This is a genomic window from Exiguobacterium sp. s59 (assembly GCF_018617475.1).
GTDB lineage: Bacteria > Bacillota > Bacilli > Exiguobacteriales > Exiguobacteriaceae > Exiguobacterium > Exiguobacterium aestuarii.
In genome coordinates this window covers 148,608-161,384 of record NZ_JACSKG010000004.1, presented here as the reverse complement: position 1 = coordinate 161,384, position 12,777 = coordinate 148,608, and the positions used below count along the sequence as shown (strand labels likewise).

Here is a 12,777-nt window from a genome sequence, read left to right as displayed (position 1 = left end):
AATACTTCAAAATCAAGATATTGACCTTCTATACAAAAAGTAGGCGATGACAAATAGCTCAATACGTTACACTGAGATTCACGATTTAGTACGAATATCCTACGAAGAAGAAAGGTTGCTATAGTTGATGAGTACATTGAACCAGAAAGTAATTCATTCAGATGATGTATTTCGTTCCATCGAGACGAATATGGCGATGATTCGATTTGATCGGCAACGCCGGGTCGTCGATGTGAACGATACGTTCGCAAAAGCGATGAAATATAGACGTGAAGAGATGATTGGCATGCAACACCATTTGTTCTGTCCTTCCTCTTTTGTGAATAGCCCGGAGTACACGGCGTTTTGGGAGAAATTATGGAGCGGATTCAGTTTCTCGGATAAAGTGGAGCGCGAAAACGCAAAAGGAGAGACGATTTGGCTCGAGGCAACGTATATGCCAATCTTTGAAGGGGATGACGTAATCGGTGTCGTCAAAATTGCATCGGATATTACAGAGCGTCAACAAGTCATTGAAAATTATGCATATCGTTTCAAATCGATGACCGATGTGCTCGACGAACGAGCGAAGACAGGCATGCAAGATACAAAAGTATTGAATGAAACGATTGAACGTCTTGCCAAAGATGCAGCGGAAAACCTTCACGCCCTTCAGAACTTGCGACGTCAAGCTGATGACATCGCAAAAATCGCCTTGTCCATCAAAGAGATCGCAGCACAAACGAATCTATTGTCTTTAAATGCCGCCATTGAAGCGGCCCGTGCTGGTGAACATGGGCTAGGATTCAATGTCGTGGCGACGGAAGTACGTAACTTGTCCCGTATGGTCGAACGAGCGGTCATCGACGTCAACTCGAACACGGAAGGGATGAACGTCGAGCTACGTAAGATTGTAGAAGGGGTCACCGCATCCAATCAAGAGATCCAGTTGAGCGCAAAGACGATGGAACAGACGATGGAGCGTTTCCATACGTTCGAGCAAGCGGCAGCCGAGTTACATGATACGGCTGACACGTTCACTTCCAACTTATGAACCGATTGACCCTTTGACGGGTCAGTCGGTTTTTTTGAGTTGCAACGTATGTCCGTTTTGCTTCAACCACGCCTTCGCATCATCCGTTTTAGGATAAACGGTTCGTAACGTATCCCAAAATGAGGCTGAGTGATCGAAATGGACGAGATGTGTCCATTCGTGAGCGATGACGTAATCCATCATCTCTTTCGGTGCCAGCATGAGGCGGACATTGATGGAGATAGTCCCAGTTGAACTACAGGATCCCCAGCGTGTCTTTTGGTGACCGATGCGAATCTTTTTTGCTTTAACTCCTAAAGACTGTTCGTAAATCGGTGCACGTTCAATCACATATTCACGTGCTCGTTCACGTAACCACGCTTCGTAGGATCTTATTAAGGTGGTCTCGTCCCAATCCCTCGGGACGAAAAAAGAGGAACCGTCATATCGGAGTGTCGTCCCATCATCTTTTTTGGTCGGATAGCTTTTTCCATGAAAGACGAGCCCCTCATTGAGTACAGACGTCTGTTTCGGAAGGTTATGACATGTATGGCGAATCCATGTTGCGTGTTCTTCTAAAATCCAATCGACGACTCGTTTTGACAAACGCGCTGGGATGCGTAGCTCGATGCCATTAGGTGTGACATAAAATGCAGCTTTTTTCCTTCGTTTCTGTCTAACGATGTTGACGTTCATCCATAACCTCCTCTCCATATCTCGATTGAGTATATCGAAGTCAGCAAGAAACCGCCATGCTTTTTTGGCACGCAGTCGAACTAACTTTGATACAGTAAGGGAAGGAGGGATGAACATGAAATCAATTTTACAACAACAACTTGAACGTACAGGAACGAATTCGGTGAAGTGGGATGGGTTGGATCGTTGGTTCCATCTATCTGAAGATGTATTGCCACTCTGGGTGGCCGATATTGATATCCGTACTGCACCGTCTATTTCGGAGGCACTCGCCAAAAAAGCCGCTCAAGGAGAATTTGGATACACGTTGTTCGCGCCTGAAGCGCAGGAAGCGGTCCGCTCTTGGTACGGGCGACGTCACGATTTAGTTGTCGACCCGAAACATGTCTTGTTTTCAAGTGGGGTTGTTCCTGCGTTGACGCATATCGTTGAGGCACTGACTGAAGTCGGGGATGGTGTTGTCATTCAGTCACCTGTTTACCCACCGTTCCATGAACTCGTCGTCGGCTCGAAACGTCAGGTATTCGATACACCGTTGAAAGAAAACGATGGACGGTACGAGATGGACTTTGTCGCTCTAGAAGAAGCGATGAAGCAAGCCTCACTCTTCTTACTCTGTTCCCCACATAACCCGGTCGGACGTGTCTGGACGAGAACAGAACTCGAGAGAGTCGTGGAACTCGCAAATCGATATGATGTGGTTGTCGTCGCAGATGAGATTCATGCGGATTTGACATTCCCATCCCAAAAGCATACCGCAATCGGTTCACTTGACCCTCGGGTGATCACAGTTAGCGCACCTTCAAAAGCGTTTAACATCGCTGGGCTATTTGCCTCATATATCATTTGTCCGGTCGACGATTGGCGGAAGCAGATCACGAAAGTACAGAATAAACATCACGTTCTTCCAACACCTTTTGCGAATACGGCCATCGTTGCGGCCTATACCGATAAACGTGCGGAACAATGGCTCGATCAGTTACGCGAAGAACTTGAACAACAAATGAACGAGGTCATCGATTCAATCGAATCGAATCTGCCAATGCTCCGTACGGCGCGTCCTGAGGCGAGCTATTTATTGTGGATCGACTTTTCTAAGCTCCCGATGTCTGCCGAAGAGCGGAAGTCTTGGCTTCATCAAGACGTTCGAATCTTCCTATCCCCTGGAAGCCCGTTCGGTCCTCAAGGTGAGTCGTTTGAACGGATGAATATCGGGACACGTCGAGAATTGTTGGAGGAGGCGATTCATCGTCTGAGCGCTCAAATGGAACGAAAGGCGTTTGTGTAAAACGAGAATCGGGAAAAATTCACAGTGAGACGATGAGAGAAAGTGAGTGGATGAGATGGAGACAATCAATTGGAAGAAAAAGATGGAGGAACAGTTAAGGCGAAGTGGATTCACCTTGCAAGTCGAAAATATGTCCAATATTCGCTTGACTGAGATTCATGCGAGTTCTTCTCCGTTGATTTCTTATCCGCTGCGTATCCGATTGTATGAGCGGATGGGTTGGCTCATGTGCACGGTCGATTCGCCGACGCTTGACCGAAATGAGGACCATCCTTTATTCGAGCGAATGGTAACAGCCGTGTTCGAACGGATTGTGCGTCATTTGTACAATGGTTATGGATTTCATATACTGACGTTCATCGGCGATACCGGGAACTATATCACCCCAAAAGATTCAGAGACGGGAGAAGTTGTTCGACTCGTCGCCCACTTGTGGAATGACCGATCTTACATCCATCTTGACACGTTCGAAGAATATCCAGCGCTGTATGTGACCCCACCATGGGCCCATCAGGCGTATGCTATCGAGAGCACAGACGAGGAATGGGTCATTTACGCGGGTAGGGGCGGGAGACCGTCGACTGATTATCGGGCAGATGGCGTTGAATTGAAATCCCATCGTTTGGCAGACGGAGAACTCTTCTTCCCGGTCGACCGTATCTCCAAAGACAAAGGGACACTCGCCCTTGCGGAGTGGCTTCGTCTCGAGCGGAGAGAGGTTGAAGACTTTATGATGTCGTTCATGCAGACGATTCGAAAGTTCGACCCTTCCTTCGGATTTGCTTGGGGCGGGACAGAGACATTCTTTCACGGTGTACCGGTCGAGCCATACGCTCAAGTCCTCAGGCTCGAGAGCGGCAAGCGTCGCTATCGCGTCATGAACAATACGGCGAATCGACTGTTTGCCGTATCGGATGACCCGAATGAGTGTCTGAAGGAAGTGAGCCGAACATTGGGGACGATCACGCTACCGGAACGCCGCGTGTCGGCACTCGGTCAACTGGTCATGGGGATTTGGCAACAGTTTGAGACCGATGAAGAAACCTACATCCAAGAAGTCGCATATCGGGATATCTCGAAATTCCAGATGGAAGAGAAGATTGGTCATGCTTTGGCGAATCAGCAACGTATTCGCTGGATTGACAAAAATCACCCGCACCAGAATGTGATTGAGTATGCCCATCTTCGCATCACGTTCCCGAAACGACCACCTGGCCTTGTCACTGTCGAACCTGCCGAATCCGGACATGAAAGAGGTGCCTTATGAGAATTGTTGACGCACGTGCCATGCCGATCGATCATGAAGATTTGATTGCAGTCACTTCGTCTTCGGTCTACTATCGAGAAAAGAAAGACCAGACGACTTTTTCCCTGTATCGCTTTGATGAAGAGGACGGGATGATTACCCAGTTGAACCGACGACCTTATGAAGACTACGGATATTCGAAACTCTTCGTAGATGGGGACGTCGTGTACTTCTTGAACGAGATCCCAAGTGACGATGGCGTGATCAAGACAGAGTTGATTTCTTTCTCTTATAAATCAGGGAAAGAGGAGGTCGTGACGACGTTTGAAAAACGAGGAAACAGTACACTGTTCTGGGTACTCGATCATCGTTACTTCCTCTTTTTGACGGCGTTTGAATCGTCTGACGAAGCATGGTTGTATGATCGCGTGACCGGTCAGCAGGAGCGCATTCGAGACGAGCGTCTAGTCGGGAAAACGGAGCGGTTCCGCGAGCTTTACTTGTTCACGACCACATTTGAAGGCATCTCCTACATTGTCTGTAACGCCAGACTCGATGAATTCGACTACTACGACGCCCTCGACAATGGGCGAATTTCCCCAGACGATCCGATTGATCATTCGGAGGCGCTCCTCATCTGTCCACTCGAGGAGGCGGTCGAGGCGGTCTTTAATCAACGAGAGGAATTACCGTTCGATGACATTCTTCGATTACATGGAGAAGGGGACACGGTTCAATATTTGGGTGAAAAGGAAGGCGTTCTCCGATTTTCGGCGTTTGTCGACTCGTTGAATGAAGAAGTGATCTATGATTTGACTGCGCCTGACGTGTTACACGAAGTAGCAGTGGTCGACTGGGGTGCCTATGAACCGCTCGACTTCACATATGATGATGTCAGTTCGACAATTTTCATAAAAGTCGATGAGAGCGACATGCACACCGAAGTCATTGATATGGCGACTGGAGCGCGCTATATCGATGTGGAACCGTTTGAACGTGTCATCGGTCGGCGCTATCTCGTCCACGAATTCACGGAAGGTCTTACGAGTGGTGTCGTCATTTTCGACTTAGAGACAGAGGAACGCTTCGCATATGACAACGCCTATTATATGGTCATCGATGATGCCGTTTTAATCTTGTCAATGTCTAGCACATAAATATAAACACCACCCATTAATTAGGTGGTGTTTATATTTGGATATATAGTTTACATAACATATTACTGTAAACCTGATATAGCGTGTTTTTTTCGTTCATCACCGATATGGGCATACACTTGTGTTGTTGCCACAGATTCATGACCGAGCAGCTGTTGAATCGTCAACACATCGATTCCGCTCATCGCCAGTCGAGAAGCGAACGTATGGCGAAGCTTATGTGGTGTCACTTGTTTATAAGTCAAGAAAGGGAGAAACGATTTCAACCGATCGATATGACTTTTTAACATGTGTTGAACCGTGCGGACAGCGATTCTTTTTCCTTTCTCGTTCTGAAACAATGCTCCCTCACTCGACGTTTGGCGATATTCGATGAGAAGGGGCTGTAGTGGACCTGCAATCGGGATGAGGCGCTCTTTGTTCCCTTTACCGATGACACGGATTGTCTCGGTCTCAAAGTTGATATCAGACCAGTTGAGCCCGACGAGTTCTGATACGCGCATACCGGTTAGCCCGAGCAGTTGGATGATTAGAAAGTCACGTTCGCGATTTGCCTCATACCAGCTCGCCTCACGATTTGTCATCCCGACATTGCTTCGTACAAGCGTCGAGAAATCGAGCCATTCCGACTCTGTCAAATAGACAGGGTTCCGTTTTCCCCGTTTCGGACGCTCCACGGTTTGGAACGGATTGACCGTTGCCTGATTCGTCTCAATCAAGTAGTTGAAAAGTGACTGCAGCGTCGAGAGTTTTCGATTGATAACGCTCGGCGCATTCTCGAGCTCGAGCGCAAGATAGGTCGCATACGCTTCTGCACCCGCATGGTCAATTTCTGTAAATGCGACCAACTCAATCGTTTCAGGATCGAGTTCGGTCCCACTTACATGTTCGACCCACCGGAAGAAGTCCAACACATCATAGACATATCGTTGAGCCGTCTGCTTCGAGTAGTGTTTGGCGGCTAAGTGATGGAAAAAATGTTGGATAAATTCCGGTAATCGATGCAACCCATTCAACTCGAATCGTTTTGTCGTCGCAGTTGTCGGTCGTTGACCGAGTTGGCGGAAAATACTCATCGAACCCCTCCTGTTCTGACTTGGTTCTTCCCATTTCGTTTTCCTTCGCGTAAATAATGATCCGCCTCTTTTACAATCTCTTCTAACGCGTCCTCTTGCATGCGGACCGCGAGACCGAACGTCATCGTAACACGGAGACGCTCACCCTCATATTCCAGATACGTTGCCTCGATTTGACGCCGTAATTGTTCGACCGACGCGTAAACATCTTCGGATTGTTCAGAGATAAAGAGTAAAAACTCTTCGCCGCCCCAGCGGACTACAATGCCATCGATGGAAGATAGGGTAGCCGCTACTTGTTGGATGACGCGGTCTCCGCAATCATGACCGTACGTCTCGTTGAACGATTTGAATCGGTCGATATCACAGAGCACTAAAGCGTAAGGGTCACCATCACGCCCCGCTTGTTCAATCGCTTCGGAGACGCGCTCGTGCCCGGCTTTCCGATTCAATAGCCCGGTCAATCCGTCCGTAGAAGCAAGGCGTAGTAATCGCTCATTTGACAGCTCGAGTTCATCCGTCACCTCAACGACGGCTTTCTCAAAGATAAACGAGAGACCGGCAATCATCATGACCGTCGAAAGGATGCAAAAAAGTCCAAGCGTCTGTTCAATGTGTTGCGGCAATGCCACAATCCCGTCTGACACATAGATAAAGAGAATACTGTAAATCAGCATTGCGAGAGTGGTCGTCAAAATCCGTTGTCTCTCTGTCACGCTCGGCATGAAAAAGACACCATACGCCATCATGAGAATGAAGTAATGCATGTTGACATCCCAGCCTAGAATGATCGTCGAGATGATGGCGTTATATACGACCTCGATAAAGAGTCCGGTGAAGAAAATCCCATACCATTGTTTATGTACAAAATAGAACGAAATCGTGTAATATAAGACGCTCACGCCGTTCGAGATGAACAGTGAGGTCACATCCAATTGCCAAAATAATAGACAAAACAAGAGATGAACAAACCAGGCGATGACATTTCCGAAAAAAGTGATGCGCTCATTATATAACGTCCCACGACGGGCATCATACGTTGTTCCCATCTCACACCTCCTCTCATTCAGTATAGCGAAAAAGGGATCGTTTTTATATAAAAGTCATCAAAACCATTCAAAAAAACGCTTATAAAACGTATTTATCGTTGCGTGAAATAGATATTTCACGCAATGTTTATGAGTTGCGCGATTGCTCTAGAGTCGATTGGTTTATCGGTCAATAAGTTTTATCACGAAATAAACGGTAGACAATAATTTGTTATGTAAACCATATTGATTTGTCTTGAAATTGTAATGTTGAACCATTATACCTTATGATGAAAATAGGACTTGAAACGGCAACTAAGGTAACGTTACACTGTAAACGTAAACCAAAGGGGGATTTTGGATGGATGATCAGCGTTTGAAGCAACTTTTGTCTGAAGCGAAGACCATCGCGGTCGTCGGTGTATCCGACAACCCGAACAAGACGGCCAACCAGATTGCAGAGTATTTGCTACGCGTCGGGTATACCGTCATCCCTGTCAACCCGATGCTCGAGGAGTGGAACGGTCGCAAGGCATATCCGTCCGTCGAGAGCATCCCGGGTAGAATCGATATCGTCGACGTGTTCCGTCGCAGCGAATTTTTAGCAGGTGTCGCAGAAGATGCGGTACGACATGGGGATGTCGGGCTCGTCTTCAATCAGCTCGGTCTCTCAAGTCCTGAGGCGGAGCAAATCGTACGTGACGCCGGACTCGATTACATCGAGAACCGCTGCTTGTACGTGGAGCATGCTCGTCTACTCGGATAAGACCTACCTCCTTGGTAGGTCTCCTTTTTTTCAGCAATGGCTGACAAGGGAGGCTTGCCAGAATGGATGAACAGCTATACAATAGGAAAGAAAAACGAACGTGTGTTCGAAATTGAGGTGACTGCTATGTCAACAGATCTATTTAATTACAATGAAGACGCCATCCAGGTGCTCGAAGGACTCACGGCCGTACGAAAACGACCGGGGATGTACATCGGGTCAACCGACCATCGCGGACTTCACCATCTCGTCTATGAGATTGTCGACAATGCGATCGATGAGGCGCTCGCCGGGTTCGGTGGTCAAATCGATGTGACGATTCACAAAAATGATGCGATCACGGTTCGTGACCACGGACGCGGAATGCCGACAGGGATGCACGCCTCAGGAAAACCGACACCTGAAGTCATCTTCACCGTCCTCCACGCAGGTGGGAAGTTCGGACAAGGCGGATACAAGACGTCGGGTGGTCTCCACGGCGTCGGTGCCTCGGTCGTCAACGCGCTCTCGAGCAAGGTCGTCGTGACGATCCATCGCGACGGAAAAGTGTTCGAGCAGACATTCGCGGACGGCGGTGTGCCACAGACGACACTCCTCGAGACGGGCAAGACGCGTCAGACCGGGACGAGTGTCTATTTCAAACCGGATGCAAGCATCTTCTCGACGACAACATATAACTATGACACGCTCGCCGAACGATTACGTGAATCGGCATTCCTCTTAAAAGGATTGACGATCACCCTCACGGATGAGCGCACAGATAAACAAGAGACGTTCCATTATGAAGAAGGAATCGCCGAGTTCGTTCAATATTTGAACGATGACAAGGCAACGCTCCATCCGATCGTCTATTTCGAAGGCACAGAGAACGAGATTGAGATCGAACTCGCGTTCCAGTTCACGGACGCCTATTCCGAGAACGTCCTCTCTTTCGTCAACAACGTCCGGACGCGCGACGGCGGGACGCATGAGGTCGGTGCCAAGACGGCAATGACCCGCATCATGAACGAATATGCGCGCAAGAACGGATTGCTTAAAGAGAAGGATAAGAACCTAGACGGTGGCGACGTCCGTGAGGGACTCACGCTCATCGTGTCGGTCCGGATCCCAGAGGAATTCCTTCAGTTCGAAGGACAGACGAAGTCGAAACTCGGCTCACCAGAGGCGCGTGCGAGTGCCGATAGCGTCATGGCGAAACAGTTGACGATCTTCTTAGAAGAGAACCCACAGATGGCCACGATGCTCATCAAAAAAGCGATTCGCGCGGCTCAGGCACGCGAGGCGGCACGAAAAGCACGTGAAGAGGCGCGGAACGGCAAGAAAAAGAAACGTTCAAGCATCTTGAACGGGAAATTGACGCCAGCGACATCGAAGAATGCAGCGAAGAACGAACTGTTCCTCGTCGAGGGTGACTCGGCCGGCGGTTCAGCCAAACAAGGACGTGATCGGACGTTCCAAGCAATCCTTCCATTACGCGGGAAGGTCATCAACTCGGAGAAATCAAAGCTCCAGGACATCATGAAAAACGAAGAAATCAACACGATCATCCATGCAATCGGCGCGGGGGTCGGCCACGATTTCGACTTGGACGACTGTAACTTCGACAAGGTCATCATCATGACGGATGCCGACACGGACGGTGCGCATATCCAAGTGCTCCTGCTCACATTCTTCTTCCGTTATATGCGTCCGCTCGTCGAGGCAGGCCGCGTGTTCGTCGCCTTGCCACCGCTCTACCGTATCTCAAAAGGAAAAGGGAAGTCCGAACAGTTCGACTACGCCTGGGACGAAGAGGCACTCGAGAAGTTGGTCAAGGTGTATAAGAAAGGCTATATCCTCCAGCGTTACAAAGGTCTCGGTGAGATGAACGCGGATCAGTTATGGGAGACGACGATGAACCCGGATACGCGTACGCTCATCCGTGTCACGGTTGATGATGCGGCTGTCGCGGACAAACGTGTCTCGGTCTTGATGGGCGACAACGTCACGCATCGTCGTGAGTGGATCGAAGAGAACGTCGCCTTCGGACTCCAGGAAGATGATTCGATCATCGCCAATGAACATGTGACTAAAGCGATTGAGGAAGTGATGTAACGATGTCGACGATTCAACACATTTTAAACTTATCTCTCGAACAGGTCGTTGGTGACCGGTTCGGGCGCTATTCGAAATATATCATTCAAGACCGAGCCTTGCCGGATGCGCGAGACGGGCTCAAGCCTGTACAGCGTCGGATTCTATATGCGATGCACCATGAAGGGAACACGAACGACAAGCCGTACAGGAAGTCTGCGAAGACGGTCGGGAACGTCATCGGGAACTATCACCCGCACGGTGACTCGTCCGTCTATGAGGCGATGGTACGTCTCTCACAAGACTGGAAATTACGTTATCCACTCATCGACATGCATGGGAACAACGGATCGATGGACGGTGACCCGGCAGCGGCCATGCGTTATACGGAAGCGCGTCTCTCGAAGATCGCCGGTGTCATGCTGACGTCGATCGCGAAGAATACGGTCGACTATACACCGAACTTTGACGATTCGACGGAAGAACCGCTCGTCTTACCGTCACTCCTCCCGAACCTACTCATGAATGGGACGACAGGAATCTCTGCAGGTTATGCGACGGAGATCCCGCCACATAACTTGACGGAAGTGCTCAACCTGGCTATCGCGCGTCTGAAAGGTCAGGTCGATTCGGCGACAGACGCCCTCGCATATGTCACAGGTCCTGATTTTCCGACCGGAGGAACGGTCATGGGGAAAGACGGTATCTTAAAGGCGTTTGAGACCGGTAAAGGGAAGGTCATCATCCGTGCGAAGTCAGAGATCGAGCAGTTAAAAGGTGGTCGTGAACAAATCACCATCACGGAACTGCCATATGAAGTGAACAAAGCGAACCTTGTCAAAAAGATGGAAGAGCTTCGACTTGATAAAAAGGTTGAAGGTGTCGCGGAAGTCCGTGACGAGACAGACCGGACCGGCCTTCGCGTCGTCATCGAATTGAAGAAAGAAGCGGACGCAGAAGGTGTCCTCCATTTCTTCTTGAAGCATACGGACCTGCAGCTCGCCTATAACTACAATATGGTCTCGATCGTGAACCGGACTCCGAAACAGATGGGGATTCTCCCAATCATCGATGCTTATTTGAAGCACGTCGAGGAAGTGGTCACACGCCGCACGACGTTCGAACTCGAGCAAGCGAAAAAGCGTGCCGAAATTGTCGATGCCTTAGAACAAGCCATCTCTGTCCTTGATGAGACGCTCGAATTAATTCGTTCCGCAAAAGACAAAGCGGACGCGAAGAACAAACTGATGGAGCGGTTCTCGTTCACAGAACGCCAGGCCGAAGCGGTCGTCATGCTCCAATTGTATCGACTCACCAATACGGACATCGTCGAGTTGCAAAAAGAAGCAAAGGCGCTCCAAAAAGAGATCGCCCGCCTCTCGAATATCCTCGACGTGGACGCGACGAAACGGAAATTGATCGTGAAAGAACTCACGGCATTGCGTGACGAGTTCGGGGACGACCGTCGCTCGATCATCGAGTCGGAAGTCGAGGAATTGAAACTGAAGACGGAAGTCATGATTGCTGTCGAGGAAACAATGGTCTTCGTCAGCCGAGACGGATACGTCAAACGTGCCTCAATGCGTTCATACGGTGCGTCAAGTGACGTCTTACCCGAGATGAAAGAGAAAGACCGCCCACTCCTCACGACACAGGCAATGACGACTGACCACTTGCTCGTCTGGACGAACAAGGGTAGCTATCTCCTCATCCCAATCCACCAGATCCCAGAATCGAAGTGGAAGGACGCCGGCCAGCACGTCGCCAACCTCGTCCCGATCGAAGGGGAACAAGTCATCTCGGCAGATGTCGTCTCGACGTTTGATACGGATGCCCATTGCCTCTTCGTGACGAAAGATGGAATGGTCAAACGTACACCGCTACGTGACTATGACGCACAGCGGAAGTCAAAACCGCTCATGGCCTTGAAGCTAAAAGGTGACGATGAGGTCGTCTTCGCAGGAATCAGTGATGGTCCAGGACAATTGTTCCTCGTCTCAGAGCGTGGATACGGTCTCTGGTTCAAAGAAGATGACGTTCCAGTCGTCGGACAACGCGCAGCCGGTGTCAAAGCGATGAACCTGAAGGATGGTGACGTGGTCGCCGATGCCTTCTCGTTCTTCACGCCACCGTTATTCGTCCTCGTGACGCAACGCGGAGCGGTCAAGAAGATGAAGCTCGAGGACCAGTTCGACTGTACGAACCGTAACCTTCGTGGGACAATGCTCATTCGTGAGGTCAAATCTAAACCGCACCAAATCCGTCGTGTGCTCCCGGTTCATGGCGATGAGACATTGCATATCGTCGGGAAAGAGAAAGCGAAACAAGTGAAGACAAAAACTCTTACGCTACTCGATCGCTATGCCAACGGGTCGTTCGTCTTCGACGAAGATTCGTTCGGTGAGATTGAGGACGTCTATCTCGATTAATAAACA

10 protein-coding genes are annotated in these 12,777 nt (G+C 49.4%); 7 read left to right on the top strand and 3 right to left on the bottom strand.

Annotated features, from left to right (window positions below):
- The first annotated feature begins 127 nt into the window (after positions 1 to 127).
- A complete protein-coding gene (locus tag KNO91_RS08965; protein WP_214817642.1) occupies positions 128 to 1,033 on the top strand; it encodes a methyl-accepting chemotaxis protein in 906 nt (301 codons plus the stop codon).
- Positions 1,034 to 1,054: 21 nt separating this feature from the next.
- Here KNO91_RS08965 and KNO91_RS08960 read toward each other — a convergent pair whose 3' ends face one another.
- Positions 1,055 to 1,708 carry a M48 family metallopeptidase gene (locus KNO91_RS08960; RefSeq protein ID WP_214817640.1) on the bottom strand — a complete coding sequence of 218 codons (654 nt, stop codon included), beginning with the start codon at positions 1,706 to 1,708 and terminating at the stop codon, positions 1,055 to 1,057.
- 115 nt (positions 1,709 to 1,823) lie between these two features.
- Here KNO91_RS08960 and KNO91_RS08955 point away from each other — a divergent pair, with 115 nt between their 5' ends.
- The 3 genes from KNO91_RS08955 to KNO91_RS08945 are packed head-to-tail and all read left to right on the top strand — an operon-like array spanning position 1,824 to position 5,399.
- Entirely contained in the window at positions 1,824 to 2,996 is a 1,173-nt protein-coding gene (locus KNO91_RS08955; protein ID WP_214817638.1) for a MalY/PatB family protein, read from the top strand.
- Positions 2,997 to 3,051: 55 nt separating this feature from the next.
- Positions 3,052 to 4,263: a hypothetical protein gene (locus KNO91_RS08950; RefSeq protein ID WP_214817831.1), complete on the top strand. Its 1,212-nt coding sequence runs from the start codon at positions 3,052 to 3,054 to the stop codon at positions 4,261 to 4,263.
- Positions 4,260 to 5,399 (top strand): hypothetical protein, encoded by a 1,140-nt coding sequence (locus KNO91_RS08945; protein ID WP_214817636.1) that lies wholly within the window; start codon positions 4,260 to 4,262, stop codon positions 5,397 to 5,399. The genes KNO91_RS08950 and KNO91_RS08945 overlap by 4 nt, the downstream gene beginning before the upstream one ends.
- 62 nt (positions 5,400 to 5,461) lie before the next feature.
- Here the strand turns inward: KNO91_RS08945 and KNO91_RS08940 are convergent, their stop codons facing one another.
- Both KNO91_RS08940 and KNO91_RS08935 read right to left on the bottom strand, forming a co-directional pair.
- Positions 5,462 to 6,475 (bottom strand): tyrosine-type recombinase/integrase, encoded by a 1,014-nt coding sequence (locus tag KNO91_RS08940; protein WP_214788028.1) that lies wholly within the window; start codon positions 6,473 to 6,475, stop codon positions 5,462 to 5,464.
- Positions 6,472 to 7,524 carry a GGDEF domain-containing protein gene (locus KNO91_RS08935; protein WP_214817635.1) on the bottom strand — a complete coding sequence of 351 codons (1,053 nt, stop codon included), beginning with the start codon at positions 7,522 to 7,524 and terminating at the stop codon, positions 6,472 to 6,474. The genes KNO91_RS08940 and KNO91_RS08935 overlap by 4 nt, the downstream gene beginning before the upstream one ends.
- Positions 7,525 to 7,864: 340 nt before the next feature.
- Here KNO91_RS08935 and KNO91_RS08930 point away from each other — a divergent pair, with 340 nt between their 5' ends.
- From KNO91_RS08930 to parC, 3 genes are all read left to right on the top strand, one after another.
- Positions 7,865 to 8,269, top strand: coding sequence for a CoA-binding protein (locus KNO91_RS08930; RefSeq protein ID WP_211782816.1), 405 nt, complete (start codon positions 7,865 to 7,867; stop codon positions 8,267 to 8,269).
- 126 nt (positions 8,270 to 8,395) lie between these two features.
- Positions 8,396 to 10,363 carry a DNA topoisomerase IV subunit B gene (parE, locus tag KNO91_RS08925; protein WP_214788035.1) on the top strand — a complete coding sequence of 656 codons (1,968 nt, stop codon included), beginning with the start codon at positions 8,396 to 8,398 and terminating at the stop codon, positions 10,361 to 10,363.
- 2 nt (positions 10,364 to 10,365) lie between these two features.
- The gene (gene parC, locus KNO91_RS08920; protein WP_214817633.1) at positions 10,366 to 12,771 is read left to right on the top strand and encodes a DNA topoisomerase IV subunit A; all 2,406 of its coding nucleotides are present in this window, start codon (positions 10,366 to 10,368) and stop codon (positions 12,769 to 12,771) included.
- Positions 12,772 to 12,777: the final 6 nt, after the last annotated feature.